This window comes from Marinobacter qingdaonensis (assembly GCF_034555935.1).
GTDB lineage: Bacteria > Pseudomonadota > Gammaproteobacteria > Pseudomonadales > Oleiphilaceae > Marinobacter > Marinobacter qingdaonensis.
In genome coordinates, this window is record NZ_JAYDCJ010000003.1 from 2,604,409 (window position 1) to 2,628,581 (window position 24,173).

Annotated in this window: 22 protein-coding genes and 1 tRNA gene; 7 read left to right on the forward strand and 16 right to left on the reverse strand. The window is 62.1% G+C overall.

The window, feature by feature from the left end; all coding sequences use genetic code 11:
- From cydC to U5822_RS15180, 4 genes are read right to left on the reverse strand one after another with little or no spacing between them, the layout of a single operon-like run.
- The gene (gene cydC, locus U5822_RS15165) at positions 1 to 1,617 is read right to left on the reverse strand and encodes a thiol reductant ABC exporter subunit CydC (RefSeq protein WP_322856449.1); all 1,617 of its coding nucleotides are present in this window, start codon (positions 1,615 to 1,617) and stop codon (positions 1 to 3) included.
- Positions 1,610 to 3,358 carry a thiol reductant ABC exporter subunit CydD gene (gene cydD, locus U5822_RS15170; RefSeq protein ID WP_322856450.1) on the reverse strand — a complete coding sequence of 583 codons (1,749 nt, stop codon included), beginning with the start codon at positions 3,356 to 3,358 and terminating at the stop codon, positions 1,610 to 1,612. The genes cydC and cydD overlap by 8 nt, the downstream gene beginning before the upstream one ends.
- Complete coding sequence (cydB, locus tag U5822_RS15175; RefSeq protein ID WP_322856451.1) at positions 3,359 to 4,360, reverse strand: cytochrome d ubiquinol oxidase subunit II; 1,002 nt, start codon at positions 4,358 to 4,360, stop codon at positions 3,359 to 3,361. It lies immediately after the preceding gene.
- A 2-nt stretch (positions 4,361 to 4,362) separates the two neighbouring features.
- Positions 4,363 to 5,796 (reverse strand): cytochrome ubiquinol oxidase subunit I, encoded by a 1,434-nt coding sequence (locus U5822_RS15180; protein WP_322856452.1) that lies wholly within the window; start codon positions 5,794 to 5,796, stop codon positions 4,363 to 4,365.
- Between the two features lie 183 nt (positions 5,797 to 5,979).
- On the opposite strand from U5822_RS15180, the gene U5822_RS15185 reads away from it, so the two are divergent.
- The 3 genes from U5822_RS15185 (at position 5,980) to U5822_RS15195 (ending at position 8,948) form a co-directional block, all read left to right on the forward strand.
- A complete protein-coding gene (locus U5822_RS15185) occupies positions 5,980 to 6,609 on the forward strand; it encodes a class I SAM-dependent methyltransferase (RefSeq protein WP_322856453.1) in 630 nt (209 codons plus the stop codon).
- Between the two features lie 88 nt (positions 6,610 to 6,697).
- A tRNA-Leu gene (locus tag U5822_RS15190) sits at positions 6,698 to 6,784 on the forward strand.
- A 181-nt stretch (positions 6,785 to 6,965) separates the two neighbouring features.
- The gene (locus U5822_RS15195) at positions 6,966 to 8,948 is read left to right on the forward strand and encodes a putative bifunctional diguanylate cyclase/phosphodiesterase (RefSeq protein ID WP_322856454.1); all 1,983 of its coding nucleotides are present in this window, start codon (positions 6,966 to 6,968) and stop codon (positions 8,946 to 8,948) included.
- 1 nt (position 8,949) lies between these two features.
- On the opposite strand, the gene U5822_RS15200 is transcribed toward U5822_RS15195, so the two are convergent.
- Complete coding sequence (locus tag U5822_RS15200; RefSeq protein ID WP_322856455.1) at positions 8,950 to 9,825, reverse strand: DMT family transporter; 876 nt, start codon at positions 9,823 to 9,825, stop codon at positions 8,950 to 8,952.
- A 203-nt stretch (positions 9,826 to 10,028) separates the two neighbouring features.
- Here U5822_RS15200 and U5822_RS15205 point away from each other — a divergent pair, with 203 nt between their 5' ends.
- Positions 10,029 to 10,817, forward strand: a complete 789-nt coding sequence (locus U5822_RS15205) for an enoyl-CoA hydratase (protein WP_322856456.1) — start codon at positions 10,029 to 10,031, stop codon at positions 10,815 to 10,817.
- 22 nt (positions 10,818 to 10,839) lie between these two features.
- On the opposite strand, the gene U5822_RS15210 is transcribed toward U5822_RS15205, so the two are convergent.
- From U5822_RS15210 to U5822_RS15220, 3 genes are read right to left on the reverse strand one after another with little or no spacing between them, the layout of a single operon-like run.
- Positions 10,840 to 11,346 (reverse strand): DUF192 domain-containing protein, encoded by a 507-nt coding sequence (locus U5822_RS15210; protein ID WP_322856457.1) that lies wholly within the window; start codon positions 11,344 to 11,346, stop codon positions 10,840 to 10,842.
- On the reverse strand, positions 11,343 to 12,104 hold the full coding sequence (locus U5822_RS15215; protein ID WP_322856458.1) for an ABC transporter permease: 762 nt from the start codon (positions 12,102 to 12,104) through the stop codon (positions 11,343 to 11,345). Before U5822_RS15215 ends, U5822_RS15210 begins: the two co-directional genes overlap by 4 nt.
- Before the next feature lie 26 nt (positions 12,105 to 12,130).
- A complete protein-coding gene (locus tag U5822_RS15220) occupies positions 12,131 to 13,051 on the reverse strand; it encodes an ABC transporter ATP-binding protein (protein ID WP_322856459.1) in 921 nt (306 codons plus the stop codon).
- 132 nt (positions 13,052 to 13,183) lie between these two features.
- Here U5822_RS15220 and U5822_RS15225 point away from each other — a divergent pair, with 132 nt between their 5' ends.
- Both U5822_RS15225 and U5822_RS15230 read left to right on the forward strand, forming a co-directional pair.
- A complete protein-coding gene (locus tag U5822_RS15225; RefSeq protein ID WP_322856460.1) occupies positions 13,184 to 13,651 on the forward strand; it encodes a hypothetical protein in 468 nt (155 codons plus the stop codon).
- A gap of 89 nt (positions 13,652 to 13,740) precedes the next feature.
- Positions 13,741 to 14,055 carry a hypothetical protein gene (locus U5822_RS15230; RefSeq protein WP_322856461.1) on the forward strand — a complete coding sequence of 105 codons (315 nt, stop codon included), beginning with the start codon at positions 13,741 to 13,743 and terminating at the stop codon, positions 14,053 to 14,055.
- Here the strand turns inward: U5822_RS15230 and U5822_RS15235 are convergent.
- The 4 genes from U5822_RS15235 to U5822_RS15250 all read right to left on the reverse strand — a co-directional run bounded on the left by U5822_RS15235 (position 14,048) and on the right by U5822_RS15250 (position 17,750).
- The gene (locus tag U5822_RS15235; RefSeq protein ID WP_322856462.1) at positions 14,048 to 14,617 is read right to left on the reverse strand and encodes a hypothetical protein; all 570 of its coding nucleotides are present in this window, start codon (positions 14,615 to 14,617) and stop codon (positions 14,048 to 14,050) included. The genes U5822_RS15230 and U5822_RS15235 overlap by 8 nt on opposite strands.
- Before the next feature lie 138 nt (positions 14,618 to 14,755).
- Positions 14,756 to 16,222, reverse strand: coding sequence for a PhnE/PtxC family ABC transporter permease (locus U5822_RS15240; protein WP_322856463.1), 1,467 nt, complete (start codon positions 16,220 to 16,222; stop codon positions 14,756 to 14,758).
- Between the two features lie 8 nt (positions 16,223 to 16,230).
- Positions 16,231 to 16,881 (reverse strand): ATP-binding cassette domain-containing protein, encoded by a 651-nt coding sequence (locus tag U5822_RS15245; protein ID WP_322856464.1) that lies wholly within the window; start codon positions 16,879 to 16,881, stop codon positions 16,231 to 16,233.
- Positions 16,881 to 17,750 carry a putative selenate ABC transporter substrate-binding protein gene (locus tag U5822_RS15250; protein WP_322856465.1) on the reverse strand — a complete coding sequence of 290 codons (870 nt, stop codon included), beginning with the start codon at positions 17,748 to 17,750 and terminating at the stop codon, positions 16,881 to 16,883. Before U5822_RS15250 ends, U5822_RS15245 begins: the two co-directional genes overlap by 1 nt.
- A 183-nt stretch (positions 17,751 to 17,933) precedes the next feature.
- On the opposite strand from U5822_RS15250, the gene senB reads away from it, so the two are divergent.
- Complete coding sequence (gene senB, locus U5822_RS15255; RefSeq protein WP_322856466.1) at positions 17,934 to 18,902, forward strand: selenoneine biosynthesis selenosugar synthase SenB; 969 nt, start codon at positions 17,934 to 17,936, stop codon at positions 18,900 to 18,902.
- 3 nt (positions 18,903 to 18,905) lie between these two features.
- On the opposite strand, the gene selD is transcribed toward senB, so the two are convergent.
- The 4 genes from selD to U5822_RS15275 all read right to left on the reverse strand — a co-directional run bounded on the left by selD (position 18,906) and on the right by U5822_RS15275 (position 24,007).
- Positions 18,906 to 21,182 (reverse strand): selenide, water dikinase SelD, encoded by a 2,277-nt coding sequence (gene selD, locus U5822_RS15260; RefSeq protein WP_322856467.1) that lies wholly within the window; start codon positions 21,180 to 21,182, stop codon positions 18,906 to 18,908.
- Positions 21,182 to 21,892, reverse strand: coding sequence for a helix-hairpin-helix domain-containing protein (locus U5822_RS15265; protein ID WP_322856468.1), 711 nt, complete (start codon positions 21,890 to 21,892; stop codon positions 21,182 to 21,184). Before U5822_RS15265 ends, selD begins: the two co-directional genes overlap by 1 nt.
- A gap of 40 nt (positions 21,893 to 21,932) precedes the next feature.
- Positions 21,933 to 22,331, reverse strand: a complete 399-nt coding sequence (locus U5822_RS15270) for a hypothetical protein (protein WP_322856469.1) — start codon at positions 22,329 to 22,331, stop codon at positions 21,933 to 21,935.
- Positions 22,332 to 22,486: 155 nt separating this feature from the next.
- Complete coding sequence (locus tag U5822_RS15275; RefSeq protein WP_322856470.1) at positions 22,487 to 24,007, reverse strand: bifunctional GNAT family N-acetyltransferase/carbon-nitrogen hydrolase family protein; 1,521 nt, start codon at positions 24,005 to 24,007, stop codon at positions 22,487 to 22,489.
- Positions 24,008 to 24,173: the final 166 nt, after the last annotated feature.

Consider the following 24,173-nt stretch of genomic DNA (forward strand, 5'->3'; position numbering starts at 1 on the left):
TCAGGACGTCAGATGCAGCACACGGTCGGTGTCCGGCAGGGCATCGGGCCCGTGTGCCAGCGCAATCAGGCTGCGGCCGGCCAGCCAGTCTGCCAGCCTGGGCCGAATCCGGGCCCGGGTGGCGGCGTCCACGCCGGTGAAGGGCTCATCCAGAACAATCAAAGGCGCCGGGCTCAACAGTACCCGGGCCAGGGCGACTCGCCGGGCCTCGCCGCCCGACAGTGTGCTGCCGGCGCTGCCGAGCCAGCAGTCCAATCGATCCGGTTCCGTCGCGAACCGTTCTCCCAGTTCCACCAGTTCCAGTACCCGCCAACAGTCTGACTCACTGGCCGCTGGATTACCCAGCAGCAGGTTCGCTCGCAGGGTGTCTTCAAACAGCACGGTGCGCTGGGTGAGGTAGCCCACCGGCAGCCGTTTCACTCGGCCTTTGCACGGCTCGAGCAGGCCGACCAGAACGTCAGCCAGGGTCGACTTGCCGCTACCCGAGTGACCGATGATACCCAGGCGCTCGCCGCGGGCCAGTTGCAGTTTGAAATGGGTGAACAGCGGCGCACAACCGGGGTGCCGCACAGCCAGTCCGGTGGCCACCAGTGCCTGGGCGCCCGGTGGCGCTTCCGGTGTCGCTTGGGTGCCATCCGGGGCGGGCGCGGTATCCCGATTCAGACGCCGGGCCGAAGCGATGGTGGCGCCCAGTCGGCCAAAGGGGTCCGGCAGGGCGGCAAAGCTCTCGGCCAGTCCGAGCAGGGCGATGGGCAACAGCACCAGCACCGGACCGGAGACCAGGCCCTGGGCATACAGCTGAAAGCCGAGCCAGAGCGCCACAACCGCGGCCAGATTGATCAACAGGTGCGACAACGCCTGGTTCCAGCCGGTGCGCCGGTCCACCCGGGCTTGTTGCCGGGCCAGGGCGTGCGCCTGCCGCATCAGCCAGGCCCCATGTTTGCCTTCGCGCCCGGCGGCGTTCAGTTCCGCTTGCCCCTCCAGATGTTCGATGACCGCCGCCCGCAGCTGCTCCTCACGATCGCTCTGGCGTTCGCTGATGGCACCCGTCCGCACCCAGGTAGCCAGGGTTGCGATCAGCAAGGCGAGCGCCAGCAGCAGTGCCACCGTCAGGGCCGTGGTGGTATCGAACAGGGTAGCGGTCAGGATCGCCAGCGCCAGGGCGACCAAACCGGCCAGCACCGTGGGGGCAATCAGACGCAGGAACAGGGTGTCCAGCGCGTCCACGTCGCTGATCAGACGGGTGAGCCAGTGCGCGCCGGTGCGCTCGGCCCGGCGCGGTCGGCTCGCCCCGGCGAGGTGTCGGAACAGGGTGACACGGATGCTGGTAAGCAGGCGCAGCACGGTGTCGTGGTTGTACAGGCGTTCCAGATAGCGTCCGACGGTGCGGCTCAGGGCGAAGAAACGGATAGCGCCCCCGGGTGTATACAGGTCGATGGTGGCCGCCAATCCGGCAGCCAGCGCCAGGCCAACCATTGCGGTTTCGGTAATGAACCAGCCCGACGTGGCAAGCAGCGCAATGCCCGAAGCCAGGGTAAGCAGCATCAGCAGGGCGCCCATCACCAGTCGCCCGGGTCGCTGGAAGATCAGGCGGAGCCAGGGCAGCAGGTCACGCATCCCGCACCTCGCCCGGTGTCACCAGCAGGATTCGGTCGGCCAGGGTCAGCAGGGCCTGATGATGGGTGGCAAAGATCAGGGTCTTACCCGCCTCCGCCAACTTGTGCAGGGCTTCGAGCACCTGAATCTCGCTGTCGGTATCCAGGCCCGCGGTGGGCTCATCCAGCAGGATCAGATCGTAATCGGCGACGAAAATCCGCGCCAGGCTCAAGCGACGGGCCTGACCTCCGGACAACCCCTGGCCATCTTCGGCCACCGGACTGTGGATTCCGGCCTTCCGGCTGTCCAGCAAGGGCCGTAGCCCGACATTGGCGAGGGCAGTTTCAATGGCGATGTCCGAGGCATCGGGGCTGGTCATTCGCAGGTTGTCGGCCCAGGATCCCTGCACCAGAAATCCGGATTGACCGAGCCAGCCAAAGGGGGCACTGCCGGGGGCCTGACCGAACACGCTGATGGCACCCTCGCTGGGCGTCACAAACCCGGCCAGCAGGTGTAACAGGGAGGTTTTACCACTGCCGGTGGGCCCGGTCAGGGCGATGCATTCCCCCCGTTGGAACGACAGCGACAGCTCGGACAAGATCGGTTTTTCCGGCCGGTAGCTCAGGCTGACCGAGGCCAGCGTGATGGCGTCCTTGGCCCCGGGTTCGGGCGAAAGGTCCCGGGATCTGCGTCCATGGCCATCGCCTGCAACCGGGGCTGGCCCGTGAGCTGCCCCCAGGCGCCCGAGTATCTCGGCGGCGGCCCCCAGTGCGGAGGCGCGATCGTGATAGTGCTGGGACAGGGTCCGGAGCGGTTGGAAGAACTCTGGCGCCAGCAGCAGGACCAGCAGCCCGGAAAACAGGGTGAGCTGATCGGCCGGGCCAAAGCGGATGTATCCGAGTAGGCCGAAGCCAATGTAGATGGCCACCACGGCAATGGCCATGGAGGCAAAGAATTCCAGCACGGCCGACGACAGGAAGGCCACGCGCAGGGTTTTCAGGGTGATGGTCCGGTACTGCTCGGAGCGGTCCTGCATCTGGCGGGCGGCCGCCTCGGTCTGGCCGAACAGCTGCAGGGTGGTCAGCCCCCGAACCCGGTCCAGGAACTGACCGGACAGCCGGCTGATGGTCTGGAAATGCTGTTGGTTCAAGCGCTCGGCCCCCATGCCCACCAGCGCCATGAACACCGGAATCAGGGGTGCCGACAGCAACAACAGGACGCCGGCAAGCCAGTCCAGGGCGAACACCAGCATCAGGATTAGCAGTGGCAGGATGGTCGCCACCGCAAGTTGGGGCAGAAACCGGGCGAAATAACCGTGCAGGGCCTCGACATGATCCAGCCACTCCCGGGCCAACGTGCCGGCGGACACGTGCCCGAGGGCCACCGGCCCGGCGGCTTGCCAGTGGTGCTGGATCTGCCAGCGGGCATCGCGCCGTGCCTTCTGGCTACAGGCCGCTGCCAGACGCGTTTGCAGCCCCTGGCCCAGGGCCCTGAGCACCAGGGTCAGAATCAGGCCAAGAAACAGCGGTGTCAGGCTCTGGACCGGGAGGTCCTCGATGACGCCGCGGTGAATGATGAGCGCCAGCAGGATCATCTGGGCCATGGTGGCGGTGCCGGCAAACAACCCGGCCAGGGTGGTGGCGATAATTGCGCGCCGGTTGTTGCGGGCAAGTTCGCCCAGCCAGCGTTTTACCCGGCGCTGATCCGGGGCTACAGAGGGTGCGTCCGGGCCCCGGGGCTGTCGATCAGCTGCTTCCGCCACTTAATGGTAGCCCTCGCCGGCGCGGACCTTGCCGCGGAAAACCCAATAGGTCCATGCGGTATAGACCAGCACAATGGGAATTACAAACAGCAGGCCAAGCAGCAGGAACAGCTGTGATTCGTACGCCGAGGCCGCCTCCCAGAGGGTGTAGTCGGGCGGGACCACATAGGGCCAGCGGCTCACCACCAGGCCCAGGTAGGTGGTGATAAAGAGCCCCATGGTGGCGACGAAGGGCATGCCTTCGGAACGGTTTCGGACCGACCGGAAAATCTGCCAGGCGCACAGCAGGGTCAGCATCGGCAGCAGCCAGATCACGCTCAGGTTGGAGAACCAGCGGTTGCGAACCAGGTCATCCACGAACGGTGTCCAGACACTGATGATGGCGAATACCACCAGCACGCCGGCCAGCAACGGCAGGGTGATTCGGTAGGCCCAGGCTTGCAGCCGCCCTTCGGTCTTCAGGATCAGCCAGGTCGAGCCCAGCAGGGCGTAGCCGGCGAGCATGCCTAGGCCGGTCAACACCGTGAAGGGCGTTAGCCAGTCCAGGGCACTGCCTACGTAGACTCCGTTTTCGGTCTCGAAGCCCTGGATGTAGGCACCGACCACGGCGCCCTGGGCGAAGGAGGCCAGGGTGGAGCCGCCGGCAAAGGCCCAGTTCCACAGATAGCGGGAGGTGCGGGCCTTGAACCGGAATTCGAAGGCAACGCCCCGGAAAATCAGCCCGGCCAGCAGCAGGAACACGCCCAGGTACAGGGCCGGCAGGAAGATTGAGTACACCAGTGGGAACGCGGCCAGCAGGCCCGCGCCACCGAGTACCAACCAGGTCTCATTGCCGTCCCAGATGGGCGCCACCGTGTTCATCATGGTGTCCCGGGCTTCTTCGTTGGGCGCGAAGGGAAAGAGAATGCCGACGCCCAGATCGAAGCCGTCCATCAGCACATACATGATGATGCCGAAGCCGATGATGAACGCCCAAATCAGCGGGAGATCGAAGAGTTCCATGATCAGTGACCTCCCTGGGTCGCGGTGTTTGCGGTTTCGTTTTCATCGTCTCCGATTTCAAAGGGCACGTGGGCCGCGGACAGCGGCCGTGCAGGCCGTTCCGCCTCATGCTCGCCCTCATCACGGTCTTCGAGACCCACATACAGTACCCGCATCAGGTAATAGATCCCGGCGGAGAACACCAGCCCGTACACCACGATGTAGCCAATCAGGGTGAACAGGGCCATGCCGCCGGTAAGGGATGGGGTCAGGCCCTCGGCGTGGGTCATCACCCCGTAGATCAGCCAGGGCGCACGCCCGGTCTCGGTGACGAACCAGCCGGTCAGCACCGCAATGAACGGCGCAATGCTCATGAACCGGAGACCCTGCAGATACCAGGTGTTGCGCCAGAGCCGGCCGCCGGCCCGCAACAACAGCCCGGTTACGGCGAAAGCGATCATCAACAGACCCAACCCGACCATGATCCGGAACGACCAGAACACCAGCGCCACTGGCGGCTGTTCGTCCTGGGGCACCTCGTTCAGGCCGGGCACCTCGCCGTCCCATTCGTGGGTGAGAATCATGCTGGCCAGGCTGGGAATGCCGATCTCGAACCGGTTGATCTGGTTGATCTGATCGGGCAGGGCGAACAGCAGCAGCGGCACGTCCCGGGAGGTTTCCCAGTTGCCTTCCATCGCCGCCACCTTCATGGGCTGATGTTCCAGGGTGTTCAGGCCGTGGAAGTCGCCGACCACCGCCTGGGCCGGGGCGATGAACAGCAGCAACCACAGGCACATGGACAGGGCCTTGCGGTTGGCTTCAACCTCCCGGCCACGCAGCAGGTACCAGGCGCTGACACCCGCAACCACGAACCCGCCGGTCAGGAAGGACGCCAGCGCCATGTGCAGGAACCGGTACGGAAACGAGGGATTGAAGATCGCATCGCTCCAGGAAACCACGTGAATGACGCCTTCCCGCAGCTCGTAGCCGGCCGGGGTCTGCATCCAGCTGTTGGCCGACAGAATCCAGAACGACGAGATAAAGGTGCCGGTGGCCACCATGATCGCCGCGAACAGGTGCAGGCCGGGCGGTACCTTCTGCCGGCCGAACAGCAGCACCCCGAGGAACGCCGCCTCCAGGAAGAACGCCGTGATCACCTCGTAGCTCAGGATGGGGCCGAGGAAGTTGGCCGAGGCCTGGGCGAAGTTGCTCCAGTTGGTGCCAAACTGGAATGACATCACGATGCCGGACACCACGCCCATGCCGAACACCACCGCAAACACCTTGGTCCAGAACGCCGACAGCTTGACCCAGACCGGGTTTTCGGTCTTGTAGGCCAATCCTTCGAGAACGGCGATAAAGGCCGCCAGACCGATGGTAAAAACGGGGAAAATAGCGTGAAATGACACCACGAACGCGAACTGGATGCGCGAGAGAATGAGGGGATCTAGCTCCATGGGAAGCCTCCGGTAACACACACGATTCCAAGAACGGGAGCACGGCGCCCGCTCGGCCGCTGCCTTGGCCCTATTGTCTGTTGTTATTACCGGCAGATGGTTGCCATGCTACAGAAGATACGGCGAAAGCGAATAGGGCAGATTGTCGCACCACAGGGTTTCAGAAATTATGCAGGGAATTCAATGAGTTTCTACGAAAACCGGATACTGCCGCACATCATTGACCGGGCCTGCTCCATCGCTCCGGTGATGGACCTGCGCAGGCAAGTGGTGCCGAAGGCCCAGGGCCGGGTGCTGGAGGTGGGCATGGGGTCGGCCATCAATCTCGAATACTACGACCCGGCCCGGGTCGAATTGGTTTACGGCCTGGAGCCTTCCGAGGGAATGCGGCGCAAGGCCCGGCCCAACCTGGCCCGCTCCGCGATAAACGTGGAATGGCTGGACCTGCCGGGCGAGCAGATTCCGCTGCCGGACCACAGCGTGGACACGGTGCTGCTGACCTTCACCCTCTGCACCATCCCCGACTGGCGGAAGGCGCTTGGCCAGATGTTACGAGTGCTCAAGCCCGGGGGCGACCTGCTGTTTCTGGAACACGGCGAATCGCCGGATGATCGCACCCGCACCTGGCAGCACCGAATCACCCCAGGCTGGAAGAAACTCGCCGGCGGCTGCCACCTGAACCGCCACATCGCCGACCTGATCCGGGAAGCGGGCTTCGAAATTATGGAGCTGGAAAATCTGTATCTCTCCAAGGCGCCCAAAATTGCCGGCTACATCTACCTGGGGCGGGCGCGAAAGCCTGAAAACCCATGAATTAATCACCAATTACGCGAGCCGGAATCCGAATTGCGTTACCGAACCGGCCCTTATACAATTCCGGCCGTCTGAAGTTCCCTCCGATGCTCCGGTGGTGAAATTGGTAGACACAAGAGACTTAAAATCTCTCGACCTTTAGGTCGTGCCGGTTCGATTCCGGCCCGGAGCACCATGCCTTCCCCCGTTTGTTCAATTTATTGGTCTTAAATTGAACAATTTGGCGCCAAAAATATCGGGAAAGTCGTCGAATTCCCAGAAAAACGTCAAACCCGTGGAACCTTTCCTCCGCTAACATCGTTAGCAATACTACGTACGCACGCGCGCACGTTAAAAATTAGAAGAAAGGAAGGGGAATGACCCAGCTCAACGCTTTATTGGTTTCCATGCGCGCGGAATATTTTCGACTTGAACTGGCCGAGCAGCTGTTTCGGCGGGGACGGGAGATTCCGCTGGTCGGCATGCTTGCGGCCATCACCTGCGCCATCCTGTTCCAGACGCCGGAAACCCGGGATGCGCTTCAGGTCTGGGCGTTTTGCTTCCTGGCCATCTATTCCGTCACCTACCTCACGCTTTTTCTGCCGCAGCGTAAACCCAAGGCCGGTACCTTCGTGGCCTGGAGCCGGAATTTCATTGCCGCGTTTGTGTGTTATGGCCTCATGTGGGGCGCTTTCACCTACATCTGCCTCGAGTCCCTCGGCTTCTGGCAGGAGGTGACCCTGTTCATGATCCTGTTTGCCATCGTGTCGGTTCCCATGCCGGTCCTGGCCTTGTGCCTGCCGGCGGCCATTCTCCATCCCATTCTGGTGTTCGGCCCCGCTATCGGCTTCTTGGTGTTAAAGGGGCTTGAGCTGGGGCTGAACTACGAAACCTCGCTGCTGGGCATGTTGCTGGTGGCCAGTGTGATGACCACCTACAAGCAGGTGATCATGGCCAAGAACCTGGTGTCGTCGGTGGATGTGCGCCGGCGGCTGGCCACCAGTGTGTCGACCATCCAGAAGCTTAAGCGGGACAAGTACCTGGACACGGTCACCGGGTTGCTCAACCTGGAAGGCATGGTGGGCCACATTCGCAAGGCCCGGTTGACCGGCGGCGCGGCTTACACCCTGCTGTCGCTGAAGGTGGATGACCTGGAGCAGATGTATTCGACCCACACCAAGGCCATCGTGGATCGTCTGGTCAAGGTGGTGGCGCGGCGGATCGAAAACCCCGAGGACAGCACCATCACCGTGGCCCACGTGGGACTGGGCGAGTACCTGATCCTTACGTTCGACCAGGACGCCGAGGCGGAAGAGCGCACCATCGGCAATTTGTTCCAGGCGTTCAATCACCCGTATTTTTCCGGAACCAAGCAGCTGTATCTGTCGGTGTCCATCGGCGCGGCCTCGTTGAACCGCGATGAGACGGACGAATCGGCGGTGATCAGCAAGGCCGTGACCGCCATGCGCGAGGCCGCCAAGGATCCCGGCAATTCGTTCGCGCGCTACGACGCCTCGATGTCGGATCGACTGAACCGCTGGATGGGGATTCGCTCGCAACTGCAGCAGGCCATCCACGCCGACGAGTTCACGGTGTACCTGCAGCCGAAGGTGGAGATCCAGTCCGGCAACGTCACCAGTGCCGAGGCCCTGATCCGCTGGCAAAATCCGACCATGGGTATCGTCAGCCCGGCGGATTTCATTCCCATCGCCGAATCCACCGGCGACATCATGGCCCTGGGGCGCTGGGTACTGAGCGAGGCGGCGCGCCTGGTGCAGGACCCGGGGCTGCCGGACCAGTTTGCCATCGCCGTGAATGTCTCGGTCAAACAATTCGGTGATCCCCGCCTGATCGACCTGTTGGCGGATATCTCCCGGCAATTGGAGGGGAGCCAGCGGAAGATTGAGCTGGAAATCACCGAGAGTGCACTCATGCTCGAAAGCATAGAGGTCAAGCGGATGCTGCGGGACATCGAGCGGCTCGGGTTCGGGGTGGCGCTGGATGACTTCGGAACCGGCTATTCCTCGCTTAGCTACCTGACCCAGTTGAACGCCGACACGGTCAAGCTGGACAAATCCTTCCTGGACGAAATCCCGGTGAACACCAAGCACGCGGCCTTCGTTTCGTCCGTGATTCACATGGCCAAAACCCTGGGCCTGAAACTGGTGGCCGAGGGCGTGGAGCGGGTCGATCAGTTGGAATGGCTGGCGTTGAACCAGTGTGACGCCGTCCAGGGCTACCTGTTCTCGCGGCCACTGAGCTTTCCCGACCTGTTGACCTGGCTGGAGGGCCGGCCCAAGGTCACCGGCCTGGCCGTTACGCCGGGAAACTGGGTGCCCGCCAGCGCCGACGGCACCTGACTCAGCCGTTCAGGCGTGCCTTACGGAACCGGCTGACCTCAATCCAGCCGTGGGCGAGCAGGGCCGAGAACACGATCACCCCACCGATCAGGCTGAGGGTGGTCGGCACTTCGCCAAGCACCAACCAAACCAGGAAGGCACCGATTACGGTTTCCAGCAACAGCATCATGCTGACCTCCGCCGCCGGGATGTAGCGGGGGCCAATCTGGATCAGGGTGGCGGCGACCGGCAGGAACACCAGGCACAGCAGGCCGATGAAGAAACTGTCCCGGGCTGAGGGCAACTGGGCTCCGCCAAAGCCGGCGGCGATGGCGGCCAGGACCAGGGCGCCGAACATCAGCATCACGCTCATGTCCGCGTCCGGGTGGGAGCGGGCCACGTTCAGGTTGGCCGCCAGGGCAGTGGCGGCGGTCACCGCCATGATCATGCCCAGAGGTTCACCCCGGCCCCATTCGCCCCACGCCATGATGGTGGCGCCCGCCACACACACCCCGATGATCACCCAGGTTCGCAGCGGCAGCACTTCGCGCCAGACCACCCAGGCGATGAGGGCGGCGATCACCGGCGCGGTGTTCAGGATTACCAGCACATTGCCGGCGGCGGTGTTCTTCATGCCCACCACAAAGCCCAGGGTGCTGACGGCAAAGGCCAGGGCACAGAACCAGCCTTTCCAGCCGCAGCGCTTCATCTCATCCAGCAATCCGGCGCCGTAGCGACAGCTGTTGATCATCAGGAAGCTGAGCGCCAGCAGCAACCCGCGCCAGAACAGGAAGACCACCGGGTCGACCGAGGTGATCTTGACCAGGAGGGCATCCGGCGTGATGAACAGGACCCCAACGGCGGCGATGGTCAATCCCTTGATGCGCGTAGCGTGCAAGTGCGTCTCCCCATGAGGCTTGAGAACGGGTGGTGCCGAACAGCGGCTGCCGCCGATGATAGCAATTCCAGTCCTCGCCTTCAGGATCATGACGTTGGCAATGGCGCGGGCTTTGGACCAAGGTCGTTTCGACAGCTTCGGTGCCCTGGTCAATACTGAGCTTAATAACCAATACCAACCAAAGAACACCGGGAGGGGCGCACATGGCCGACATGGAGCCGCTGGTACGCAAATACAGCGACAATGGAATCACCACACTGACACTCAATCAGCCGCAGCGCCGCAACAGCCTGTCGATGGCGATGCTGCAGCAGTTGTCGGAGGACCTGGACACCATTGCCCAGGACACCGAAACGCGGGTGCTGGTGCTGGCCGCCCACGGCAACGTGTTCTGTGCCGGTCACGACCTGCGGGAAATCCGGGAGAATTTTGACGCCCACGAGTTCCAGCTGGCCCTGTTCGAGCAGTGCAGCAAGGTGATGCAGCAGATCGTCAACCTGCCCAAACCGGTCATCGCCCGGGTGGCGGGGGTCGCCACCGCCGCCGGCTGTCAGCTCGTCGCCAGCTGTGATCTGGCCGTGGCCGCGGACACGGCACGTTTCGCCACCCCCGGGGTCAACATCGGCCTGTTCTGTTCCACGCCGATGGTGGCCCTGTCGCGCAACGTGTCGCGCAAGCACGCCATGGAGATGTTGCTGACCGGCGAGATGATCGGGGCGGTGCGGGCCGAGGCCATTGGCCTGATCAACCGCGCCGTGGATGAGCAGATTCTGGATGAAACCGTGTACCGGATGGCTCGCACCATCGCCGACAAATCCAGCCACACCCTGAAAATCGGCAAGGAGGCGTTTTACCGGCAACTGGAGCTGCCTCTGGGCGAGGCCTACGATTTCACGTCCCAGGTGATGGCGGAGAACCTGCAGGCGGTGGACGCCAAAGAGGGCATCTGCGCGTTCCTGGACAAGCGCAAACCGGAATGGAACGACCTCTGATCTCGCCGGACAGCCCGAATCCTCAGCGATCCGGGCAGTGCTCGCTGCCCGTCAACAGGGGATCGCCGACCTCAAGGCCATGCCTGTCGAAAAAACCCTGGTTCATTTCCACCGCGTAGATAAAGCTGACGCCGGCCGGGTAGGTGGGGCAGTCGGCACCCCGGGACGAGGTGCAGGGGGCCATGGGCACGATGCTGCCAATCCGGCCTTCCGCGTTCAGGTAGGCGATATCGAGCGGCAGCCGCGTGTTGTGCATCCAGAAGCCCCGGTCCGGCCCTTGGGCATGGCGGTACTGGAACAGCATGCCGGTGTCCCGCGCCAGGGCGTCCCGGCCCATCAGGCCTTTCTGGCGCTCCTGGCGGCTGCTCGCCACCTCCAACAGCACCGGCACCGCTCGCTCTCCGGTCTGAAAGCAGGCCTCGACGGTGCGCAGCTCAGGTTGCGGGGTCACCGCTGCCCCATGGCTGACGGCGACCAGGGCTGTCAGACCGACAAGGGCGGCAACGACGGCACCCGCGACGAACTTCATGACCGCAGGCGATAGCCGGTCTTGAAGATGTACCAGACTGCGACCATGCAGGCGGTCAGGAACACCAGGGTCATGGCCACGCTGATACCCACGTGCACGTCGGAGACGCCGTAGAAAGCCCAGCGGAAGCCGCTGATCAGATACACCACCGGGTTGAACAGGCTGATGGTCTGCCAGATCGGTGGCAGCATATCGATCGAGTAAAAGGTGCCGCCGAGGAACACCAGGGGAGTCACGATCATCATGGGCACGATCTGCAGTTTCTCGAAGCCGTCGGCCCAGATCCCGATGATGAAGCCGAACAGGCTGAAGGTGACCGAGGTCAGCACCAGGAACGAGAGCATCCAGAACGGGTGCAGCACGTCGTAATCGACGAACAGCCGGGCCGTCGCCAGGATGATCAGCCCGAGGAAAACGGATTTGGTGGCGGCGGCGCCGACGTAGCCGAGTACCACCTCGACGTAGGACACGGGCGCGGACAATACCTCGTAGATGGTGCCGGAGAATTTCGGCATGTAGATGCCGAAGGAGGCGTTGGAGATGCTCTGCATCAGCAGCGATAGCATGACCAGGCCGGGAATGATGTAGGCCCCGTAGCTGATGTTGTCGATATCGCCCATGCGGGCGCCGATGGCCGAGCCAAACACCACGAAATACAGGCAGGTGGAAATGACCGGCGACAGCACGCTCTGCATCACCGTGCGTTTCATGCGGGCCATTTCAAACTGGTAAATAGCGCGAACGCCGTAAAGGTTCATGACTTTCTCCGTAAATTCGGCTGGACCTACTCGTGCACCAGGCCGACGAAAATCTCTTCCAGGGAACTCTCGCGGGTCTGCAGGTCCCGATACTCGATGCCCAGGTCGCCCAGGGTACGGAGCAGGCGGGCAACGCCGGCCTGTTCCTGCTGCGAATCGAAGGTGTAGATCAGCTCGTAGCCGTCATCGGACAGTTCGATCGGCTCGAGGGTGAGCTGGCCCGGCATGCGGTTCAACTTGCTTTGCAGTTGCAGGCGCAGCTCCTTTTTGCCGAGCTTGCTCATCAACTGGGACTTATCCTCGACCAGGATGATCTCGCCCTGGCGGATCACGCCGATCCGATCCGCCATCTCCTCGGCTTCCTCGATGTAGTGGGTGGTGAGGATGATGGTGACGCCGTTTTCCCGGAGTTTCCGGACCATGTCCCACATGTCGCGGCGCAGCTCGACATCCACGCCGGCGGTAGGCTCGTCGAGGAACAGGATCTGGGGCTCGTGGGAAAGCGCCTTGGCGATCATCACCCGGCGCTTCATGCCTCCGGACAGGGACATGATCCGGTTGTTGCGCTTGTCCCACAGAGACAGGTCTTTCAGGACCTTTTCGATGTGCGCGGGCTTCGGAGCCTTGCCGAACAGACCCCGACTGAATGACACCGCATCCCACACGGTCTCGAAGGAATCGGTGTTCAACTCCTGGGGCACCAGACCGATGGACTGGCGCGCCTTGCGGTAGTCCTTGACGATGTCGTGGCCGGCGGCCTCGACGGTGCCCTGGGACAGATTCACGATGCCGCAGATGATGCTGATCAGGGTGGTTTTACCGGCACCGTTCGGGCCGAGAAGGGCGAAAATTTCGCCCCGGTTGATCTCCAGGTTGATGTCCTTCAGGGCCTGAAAACCGTCACCATAGACCTTGCTAAGGTGCTTAACGGAAATGTCCGGCTGCACGGGCGTATCCTGTCTTGATGATGGGCCAGAATCGAAAGCGCGGTATTTTCTCATGACTGCCGACAGTTTAGAAAGCTTTGCCTGAGTGCGGATAACCCCCATAATGCCGCGGTCAGCGCTTGAGGTAAGACTATGTTACGAGCTTTCGCCGTGGTGGGATTGATGTTGCTGCTGCTGGTGGCCGCGGTTTTTGGCCCCCAGTTATTGAGATCGGACGGCACCGAAAACGCAGTCGGTGCCGGCGACGGCGCACCCTGCGACCTGTTGACGCAGGCCTGCCGGTGGTCCGGGAAGGGTGGGCCCTGGTCGGCACAACTTCAGGTGCTGGGCGAGGAAAACCCATCGGGCGATTACCAGCTGTCGATCTCGGCCCCCGGGCAGCCAGAGGGACTGGTCGCGGTGTTGCGCGGCGAATCCATGTACATGGGCGAGTACCCGGTACCCCTGAAGCATCAGGGTGACGGCCGTTACCTGGCCCGCTTTGATGCGCCCGTGTGCAGCACCGGGGCGGACATGCGCTGGCGTGTCGATCTGCAGCAGGGCAGCCAACCCACTGGCGGCGCGCCGGCGACACTGGTGTTCCAGGCCCACGACCTGTGATCGGCCGCAAACCTCGGCGATGCCGCGGCTGACAGCGTGGGGAGATGGTGTAGAATTCCGAAAAATAACCAAAGTTCAGGGAAGCGGCGATGGAATACGGTGACAGCGTTCAGAAGGTACTACTGAGGAAGATCCGCAAGGCCGAGCAGGATCTGGTGCAACTGAAACTGGATTATTGCCGGTTCGTATTTGGCCTGACCCACCGGGCCCGAGTCATCTCTGACGGCCAGACCTACCTGGTGCGCTCGGTCGATGTAGACACCATGAAACCGACCGAAGAGGGCACGTTCAGCAAGCCCGCCATTGCCGGCGCCGCCGTGGATGCCGGCCACACCGCCGACGCCGTACCCCTGGGCACCAACTGGACCCTGGACACCAGTGCCGCTCAAGCGGCGGTCAAATAAACGCGTTCGACGTGATCGCCGTGTAAAGGCTTTGCCGGGGCGACACGTACTGGTGCTCGCGCCAGAACTCCGCTCCCTCCAGGCCACTGCGGTAACAGGCCAGCTGAACGGTGCTCCCGGTCAACGCATCGATGGTGTGCAACGCCTCGGCCTCGCCAACGCCCAGTTTCCGATGGCCGATCTGGCCCACCAGATCCGTGAGTGCGCCTGAATGCCTGGCCGACTGGCCGCACAGGGCGCAGGCTGCGCCATAGAGCCAGGTCACCGCATACCCCTTCACCGCCGCCGGCGCCTGGGTCAGGTCCAGACCATTGCTGCGGCAGTCCCGTTCCTGCAACCCGGCGAGGATGTGCAGCTGGGTGTAGAGTTCGGCCCGATCTCCCGCAGACACTGATGCCACCGTCGCAGGCTCTCTACGGACGACCGCACCCGCCGGGGACGGGGTAGCGACCACGGTGCCGGTCAAAGGCGCAGAGCGCACCAGTGTCACAACCCGAAACGCCATCAGCAGGATCAGCGCGAGCAATCCCACCTGGGTAACGGCAACCAAACCTTCGACCATGATTCACTTTCCCTGGCTCGTTATCAGTTGTGCGAATTGTAACGAAAGGTAACTGAGGGGAGGGCGATCGACTCGGCAGATTCGGTCAATGGGTTGACCCTAATGACGGAACTGTGATGAAAATCGCAGCCAGCCTGCCTAGCAGGTGGGCATGGTCTGCAACGCCAGCTTGCGGCGGATCAAGCGGCCGAGGGCGTCCACTCCGATATTCAGCAGCGCGGTGATGATGATCAGCACCATGGCCCGGTCAAACTGGATGTTTTGAATGGCGCTGTCGACATAGAAGCCGAGGGTGTAGATACCCAGAATGCCCAGAATCGCGGTTTCCCGCATGATGATTTCCCATCGATAGAACAGGAACGCCAGGAACGCCCGATACACCCGGGGTACCAGCTCGTAGGTATAGCGATTGAAACCGGCCGCCGCATCGGGGCGCAGTTGTATCGCGCTGGATTGCCGGCCGATCAGGTGCCCGATGATGCCGCCATTGTGCAACGCCAGGGCAATGACCGCGGGCAGCATCGACGGCCCCCAGAGCTGCAGCAGGATGTACGCCAGGATGTATTCCGGGGTAGAGCGGGCAATCACCAGAAACACGTGCCCGCCGGTGCGGCGGACCGGCCCGCCGAAGTGATTCGAGATCAGCGGAAACGCCAGGAGCGCAAGGATGCCGGTGGCTACCAGGGCAATCTGGGTCAGAATGACGGTGTTCCAGATGCCCGGCAGGGCTTCGGTCGCCATCACATCCCCGAGCCACGGGAGCAGGCCGCCAATGCCGTCACCATTGCGCAGGGGCGAGGGCAGGATGTCCTGGGTAAAGAAACGCTGCACATTGCCCCAGACGATGGGCAGGCCCTCACCGAGAAAGAAGGGCGCCCCGAGTATGTAGACCGGGAGCAGCTTGGGCCTGACCCAGAGCGGCATGGTGGCAATCAGCACATAAAACAGAATGAGCATGGCCCCGGCTTCGGAGTAATGGCCCTGGGAAAACGCAGATTCCAGGAAAAAGCCAAGGGTGGGTAGACCGACAAAGCCCAGGATCGCGCTCGAGCGCAAACCACACTCTAGCCGGTAGGCGGTGTAGGTTCTTAATTGAACCCAGCAGTCCGGAATGCGGGTGTACAGGAACGCAGACACCACGCCAGTGCCCGGCGGCAGCAGGCGGCCGGGGGTTGGGTCTGCCTCTTCGAAAATCTCGGAATACACCTTGGCGAAGATGCCGGCGTAGGGAATGGCAATCGCCAGCACGCCGGTGAGCGGGTGAAAGCCGAAAAACTGCAGGAAAATGAGCGCCCAGAACAGCTCATGAATGGCGCGGATGAACGCGCAGAAGGTGCGAACCACCGGGTTCCGATACACCAGCGACAGCACGAAACCGACCATGCTGCCCAGGGCCACACCCACGAACGCGAAGGCCACCGTTCGCAACAGCGCCAGGGCAACGCCCTCGGAGCTGAAGAAATCCGGTGTCACCACGCCCATGAAGAACCGGCCGAGGTCCTTCCACGGGTTGGCGGCGGTGATGGCGATGTCAGCAAACACCAGCCCGACCAGGGCAATGGCGACGAAGAGAAAGCTGACTCGAACCGTGGGTGAAGAGAACATGGGAGCCGTCAGTACAGTGGGGTAATGTCGGCGGAGGTCAGTCGCTCGCTGTGTTCATCCAGGGCAATCTGTCCGTCCTGAATGCCAACGATACGGGTGCAGTACTGCAACGCCAGATCCACATCGTGCAGGGCCACTACACTGGTGGCAAAGCGCTGGTTGATCAGTTTCATGACCAGGTGCGACATGGGCCCATCCAATGCGGACACAGGCTCATCCGCCAAGAGCATGTCCGCCTCGCGAAACACCGCCCTGGCGATCGCGACCCGCTGCCGTTGGCCACCGGACAGGGATGCCGTGGGGACCCAGATCTTCTCGGGCATCGACAGCTCTTTCAGCAGCGCGCGCACGGCGGCGGAATCTTTGGCGAAGGGGCGAATCAGGGTGAGGGTGTTGTACCAGGTTGGGTGGGCATCCAGCTGACCCATGAATACGTTGTGGAACACCGGCAGGGCGTTCACCAAGCCCAGGTCCTGTGGGACCAGGGAAGAACTGCGGCCAACCTGCTGATGGATCAGGCTGATCAGTGTCGACTTTCCCGCGCCGCTCTTACCGACCAGCGCAACTCGCTCTCCTTCTTTCACTTGGAGGGAAAGCGGGCCAATCACCCGCTCCCCTCCAAACGAGGCCGCTAGGCCCGATAGATCAAATCCTGACATTAATCGATGATTCCGATCTGCTTTCCTACCACTTCGATCGGCTTATAGGCGTCGTTGGATACCGGGATAAAACCGGAACGCGGGAAGCTGTCCAGCAGTTCCTTATCCTTCATGTTCAACAGCGCCTGCTGAACGCGATCGGTAAAGCCGTCACCGAAGGTCTCGTCCGCATCACCGCGAATGCTCCACTGGTAGTTGGGATAGCTGGGCGTGGTCCAGATCACCTTGACGGCATCGGTGTCGACGTTGCCATCCTTGGTTTCCTTGTCCCAGACCGCAAAGTTGATCGCTCCGACTTCATAGGTGCCAGCTTCGACCAGACGCAGGGTGCGGGTGTGGTTGCCGCTGAAACCGACCCGTGAGAACACCTCGTCCGGCGCCTCGTTGAAGGCTTCGCGGATGTAGTACTCTGGGATCAGGCGGCCGGAGGTGGAGCCTTTGGAGCCAAAGGTGAAGGTTTTGCCGCGCAGGTCCTCAGGCAGGTTTTCCGCCTCGTCCAGGCCGGTGCTCTTGTGGGCAATGATATGAGAATAGAACGCCTGGTCCTCCACGCCCTGGGCGATGGCCTGGGAGCCGGGTACCAGGGAACGCGCCTGAACGCCGGACAAGCCACCAAACCAGGCCAGCTGGACCTGGTTGTTGCGGAATGCGGATACGGCAGCAGCGTAGGATTTCACCGGGATGTAGCGGACGTCCACGTCGAGGTTTTCTGACAGGTAGTCGGCAATGCCACGGAAGCGCTCAACCAGCTTGGTTTCATCTTCGTCAGGAATCGCAGTGAACACCAGAGTTTGGGCTGAAACAGCGGCCGAACAAGACAACAGCAAGACACTTGCAGCGGCCAATTTCCGTATCATATTCAGAGCCATTATAGGGTCCTTTCTTACCGGGGATGGTTCGTTCTTTTGAGTTGTAAAGTGCCGAAAATACTGGCTTCATCAGCATACCGTGATTTACGACGACTCGGAACAGCTATACGATTGCAAGCCAGAAAAAGTGCAGCCGGGCGAAAAAATGATTGTCGCGAACCCACGACCAGGAATTCAGCCGCCATGCAGATCACTCTGATTACACCCGCACCGCCCGGCTCGAAGGCCGGCAATCGAGCGACCGCTGAACGGTGGGAGCGTCTTTTGAACCAGGCGGGCCATGAGGTCAAGGTTGTCACCGACTACCAGGGTGAGCCCTGCGATGTGCTGATCGCACTGCACGCTTGGCGCAGCCACAAGGCGGTAAGGCGGTTCCGCGACACCTTTCCGAATAGACCACTGATCGTGGTGCTCACCGGCACCGATATCTACGACCACCAACACCGCTGTCCTGACGACACCCTCTACAGCATGAAGCAAGCCGATTGCCTGATTGGCCTGCATGACCTTGTGGCCCGGGACATTCCCGAGGAGTTCAGCGACAAACTGGTGACCGTGCTGCAATCGGCGGAGCAGGTGGCCAGACGCCGTGCCGGGCCTGCAGACGGCGCTTTCCAGGTGTGCGTGATCGGCCATCTCAGGCGGGAAAAGGATTCCCTGCGGGCAGCACAAGCCGCTCGCTTACTGCCGAAGACCTCCGAAATTACCGTGGTGAACGCGGGCAAGGCCCATACGCCTGACTGGCAGGCTGCCGCCCAGGCAGAGCAGGCCGCCAATGCCCGTTTCCACTGGCTCGGTGAGCTGGACCGGCGTGCGAGCCAGCGCCTGATGCAGAACTCCCGGGTGATGGTCATCAGCTCGGTGATGGAGGGGGGCGCCAACGTGGTGTCGGAAGCCTGCCGGATGGGGCTGCCCATTTTGGCATCCGACATTTCCGGCAACCGGGGCTTGCTCGGGGAGGATTACCCCGGGTATTTCCCCGCCGGCGACGATGCCGCCCTGGCCAGCTTGATGCTGCGGGCGGAAACCGAGCCGGGCTTTCTGGAAACCTTAACGGCAGAGGTTGATGCAACTGCGGCCCGGTTTACCCCGGAGACCGAGCAGGCATCCCTGGAGCGGGCGCTAGCACTGGCGGTCCAGCGCCGCTCATAAGCATCAGTCCCGCAGGGAGATGGGCTCGATGGCGCCTTCCAGGTCCTGGGGCAGGATGCGGCCGATGATGGCCGTGTGCGGATAGCCCAGGGCCTTGAGCTCGCGCACGCAGTCCTCGGCCTGATCGGCAGCCACGCTGGCCAGCAGGCCTCCCGCGGTCTGCGGGTCGAAGATCAGGGGATAGCGGGGATGCTTGATCCATTTTTCCTGATCCCGAATGCCGCGGCGCAGGCGGATGTTGGCCGGCTGCAATGAGCTGAGAATGCCGGCGGCAGCGGTTTCTTCTGCGCCTGGCAGGACCGGGATGGCGGACAGGTTGAGCTCGGCGTCGACGCCGGACGGTCGGGTCATCTCGACCAGGTGGCCCAGCAGGCCGAAACCGGTGACGTCGGTGCAGGCCCGGGAGCCATAGCGGCGCAGGCATTCGGCCGCCAACTTGTTGGACTGCACCATCGAGGCCAGGGCGCTGTCGATCCACCGGCCTCGAGCTGCAAGCCGGGCATGGGCGGCGAACAGGGTGCCGGTACCAATGGGTTTGGTCAGGATCAGGGCATCGCCCGCGCGCAGGCCGCCCTTGCTCATGACTTCGTCGGGATCGATCAGGCCATTGACCGCAAAGCCCAGGGCCAACTCCTTGCCTTCGCCGGTGTGGCCGCCGACCAGCGCGCAACCGGCCTCGTTCAACACTTCCACCGCGCCGGACATCATCTGGTAGACCACGTCCTCGACCTTGGACTCAATCCCGTAGGGCACCGTGGCCACGGCCGTGGCGCTCTGGGCTTCGGCGCCCATGGCAAAGACATCGCCCAGGCTGTGATTGGCAGCGACCCGGCCAAACACGTAGGGGTCGTCAATGAAGGCCCGGAAGAAATCGACGGTGTGCACCACCGCCTTGCCCGGCGGCACCCTGAGCACCGCCGCATCGTCCGGGGCGTGCAGGCCGATGACAATGTCATCCCGTTCAATCGGTTTCAGCTCGCCGAGGGCCCGGGACAGCACCGTGCTGCCAACCTTGGCACCACACCCGCCACAGCGCATGGCCACGGCGGAGATGGCCTGGGAGGCTTCCTCCGGGTTCTGTGCTGCAGCCGTGTCGGGCAGCTTCGCCTCGTCCTGCATCTCGGGCAGGTCGTTGAACTTCTTCATGAACCGACGATCAATCCAGTCCTTCCAGCGCCACACGTAGGCACCGTCAAACTGCAGGTTGCCCCGGGACGCCACGGCGTATTTGTCGCCGGTGCTGATCAGCGCCAGCCAGTTCTTCTGGGGCTCGAACGGCTTAGGGGCCTTGCCCACGGCCAGGCGCTTGAGGTTGTCCGCCAGGGGCGGGCCCTGGCGCACGGCAAAGACGCCGGCTTTTTCCCGGGGGTGATTGACGACGTTGGCAATGTCGCCGGCGGCGAAGATGCTGTCGTCATTCTCGGCCTGCAGGCTGTCCCGGACCCGGATAAACAGGCCCTCGTCCAGGGCCAGCCCGGTGTCTTTCAGCCATTCCGGACCACCGGCTCGGGTCACCCAGAGCACCTCGTCGGTTTGCAGGGAGTCGCCGGACTCGGTGTGCAGCACGCCTTTTTCCACCTGTTTTACCGGTGACCCCAGGTGCACCTTGATCCCGCGCTCCGACAGGGTCCGGCGAAATACCTCGCGAACCTTGGCGTTGTGGGTCGGCAGAATCTGGTCGGCGGCATCGAACAGGTGAAAGTGCAACTGATCCGGGTCCTTGCCCCGCTGCTTGAGTTCCCGGGTCAGGCGGTACTGCATGGCCAGGGTCAGTTCCACGCCACCGGCGCCGGCACCGACCACGCCAATGGTCAGGGGACCCTCGTGGTTCTCGATTCTGGACAGCAAGGCCAGCCACCGGTTGTTGAAGCCGGTAATCGGTTTGACCGGTACCGCGTGCTCCGACGCCCCGTCCACTTCGTTGACGCGGGGAGAGGAGCCGATGTTGATCGACAGGATGTCGTAGGGCACATCCGGGCGACCACGGCACTGGATGCGCTTGTTGTCCCGGTCGATGCCGATGGCTTCGTCGCGGTAGAAGCGGGCACCGGCGAACTCGGCCAGTCGACTGAGGTCAATGTGCACCTCGTCGTAGCCGTAGTGGCCGGCAACGTAACCGGGCAGCATGCCGGAGTAGGGGGTGTGGGTGTCGCGGCAGATCAGGGTCAGGCGCACGCCGGGGACCGGGTTCATGGCGAACCGCTTGAGGACCCCGACATGGCTGTGCCCGCCGCCAATCAGGACTATGTCCCGTAAGACTGGCTGGTCAGGTGTTTGCATCAGAGAATTTTCTTGGCTTCAGTACTGAACTGGTCAAATCCCTTGACGCTGGAGAAGGCCTTCAGCTTTTCCTGGTCGGCCGCGGATGGGTTGGCAATCTGTTCGATCGAGGTGATGCCGGCGTCTTTCATCTTTTTCGCCGTTGCCGGTCCAATGCCCTTCACCAGAGTAAGATCGCTCTTATCCAGGGGCTTGGCAGCCTTCGCGGCCGGCTTCCGCGCCGGAGCCTTCTTGGCAGCCGGTTTTTTTGCCGGGGCTTTCTTCGCTGCCGGTTTGGCGGCCTTGGTGGCGGATTTGGCCGGAGCCTTTTTGGCGGGCGCTTTCTTCGCCGGAGCCTTCTGGGCCGCTTTGGGGGCAGCCTTTTGCGCAGCGGCGCTGGCCTGGCTGCCCGCCTTTTCGGCCTGTTTCTTCACATCCTCTTTTACCTCCTTGGACGCGACGCCCAGGCGTTCGAGGATGCTGTCTTGCAGCTCATGGAATTCGTTCAGCCGACGCTCGAATTCCTCGTTGAAACGCTTCATTTCGCGTTCACGTAGCTCATCGACTTCTTTCAGCAGCTTACGGACCGGCTCCTGGATCTGATTCTGCAGGCTGTCGAACTGCTTGAGCGCATCGTTCACAAGCCCTTCAATCTGGGAGGAGGTTTTCTCAAATTCCTTGTTGACCTTCTTGACGATCTTATCAACGCTCGGTTTGGCTTTCTTTGCCATGAAGCAACTCCTTGGAGTGGGGAGGAACGGACGGTGGAGATCAGGCCATTTGCCGGAGGCCGGAAATGGGCCCAGGGGAACGCCTGGATTTCAATGACTGCTTCTTCGACAGCACTTCGCGGATGCGCCGCAGTTTTTCCGGAAGGTGGGCCTTGCTTCCAGTATCAAATTCCACAAAATCAATGGAATAGAAGAAATTGCTGCAGTGCTTTCTTCGCTCTGTAACCAGGCCACTCACGCCTTCGGCGCGAATCTTGTCAAAGGGCATGTCCATCACAAGATCGAGCACCAGGGTGTCGCCGGGATTGAAGACCTTGTCGGTCTTCATGACGCACCCATAGGCATCCAGCTCGTACAGGGCGGCCTCCACCAGTTCCTTGCGGAACAGGCCCTGTTTGACGCGAAATTGCGCAATTAGGTCTGGCAGTGCTTCATTCATCAACATAGATCTCTTGTGATTTCCCTATCCGTCTCATTCCGCCATCCTCCGGCGGTTATTGACTAAACAATAGACACCGAAAGCCGGTTTGGCAACGCGATCAGGCGTCTATGGCCGAGCTTTCAGGCGTTTTCCCAACTATCAACCCGTTCCGATCACTTTTTCCGGAGTTCGTACATATCGACCCGGCGGTCCTTCAGGTTGGTGACCGAACCCTCGTTCCGGACCAGTTTGAGTTTCTCCAGGTCCATGTCCGAGAACATGATCATCTCGGTGTTCGGTGTAGTCTCGGCCATGACCGCGTCGTGCGGGAACGCGAAATCGGACGGCGAGAACACCGATGACTGGGCGTACTGGACGTCCAGGTTCTCCACCTTCGGCAGGTTGCCGACACTGCCGGTGATGATCACGTAGCATTCGTTTTCGATGGCGCGGGCCTGGGCGCAGTGCCGGACCCGCAGGTAGCCGTTCTTGGTGTCGGTCCAGAAGGGCACCATGATGATGTCGACGTCTTCACTGGACGCGATCCGTCCCAGTTCCGGGAATTCGATGTCGTAACAGATCATGATTGCGACCCGGCCGGCGTCGGTGTCGAACACCTCGAAGTCGTTGCCACCCTCGATTACCCAGTCCCTACGCTCGTGGGGGGTAATGTGGATCTTCCGCTGCTCGTCCACGCGCCCGTCCCGGTGGCACAGGTAAGACACGTTGTAGACCCGGTCATTTTCCAGCAACGGCATGGAGCCGGTGATGATGTTGATGTTGTAGCTCACCGCCATTTCCGACATCTCGTCCCGGAACTGCTCGGTGAAGCCGGCCAGGAACCGGATCGCCCGGGTCTGGTCGAGCTGATCGGTCAGCCCCATCAGCGGCGCGTTGAAGAACTCCGGAAACAGCGCAAAGTCACTCTTGTAGTCGGACAGGGCGTCGACAAAGTATTCAACCTGCTTGAGCACCTCCTCAACCGAGGTGAATTCCCGCATCTGCCACTGCACCGCCCCGAGCCGCACCTGGGTTTTCTTGACGTTGAGCACGGAGGAGGGCGGGGTGTACAGGATGTTGCGCCACTCCAGGAGGGTGGCGTAGCCCAGGGACTTTTCGTCCTCGGGCAGGTACTTGTGCATCAGGCGGGTGACCTGGAAATCGTTCGAGAGCTGGAAGCTCAGGATCGGGTCGTAGATTTCCTTGCGGTCCACCCGCTGGATGTACTCGGCCGGCGTGTACTGGTCGGAGTACTTGTGATAGCTCGGAATGCGCCCGCCCGCGAGGATGGCGCGCAGGTTCATGGAGCGGCACAGTTCCTTGCGGGCTTCGTACAGCCGGCGGCCCAGCCGGTAACCGCGGAAATCCGGGTGGATGAAGACGTCCAGACCATACAGGGAGTCGCCGTTGGCATTGTGCCAGATCTTCTCGTTGCGCAGGATCAGATCGTCGTAGGTATGCGGGTTGCTGAAGCGCTCGTACTTCACGCACACCGTCAGGGCGACCGCGATCAGCTGGCCGTTGTCCTCGATGCAGATCTGACCATCCGGAAACTGCTCCACGAGGGCCTTGATGGTCTCTTTCGGCCAGGCTCCGCCAATGTCGTCGTAGATCCGGTCCATCAGGACCCGAAGCTGATCGTAGTCTTCCAGTTTCAGGTTGCGGAGGTTGAGGTGCAGTTCTTCATGGGCCATTCAGGTCGGCTCCCGTTCAAGATGGAGAATTCGCAACAGGCAGTGTAATCGGCGTTGGATGACAAAAGTTTATCAGATGAAGTTAAAGACTTCGCATAGCAGGCCGAAACAACTCTTAACGGACTTTAATGGTTCGGCCGCGTACTCTGGCGCGCTACCGAGAATT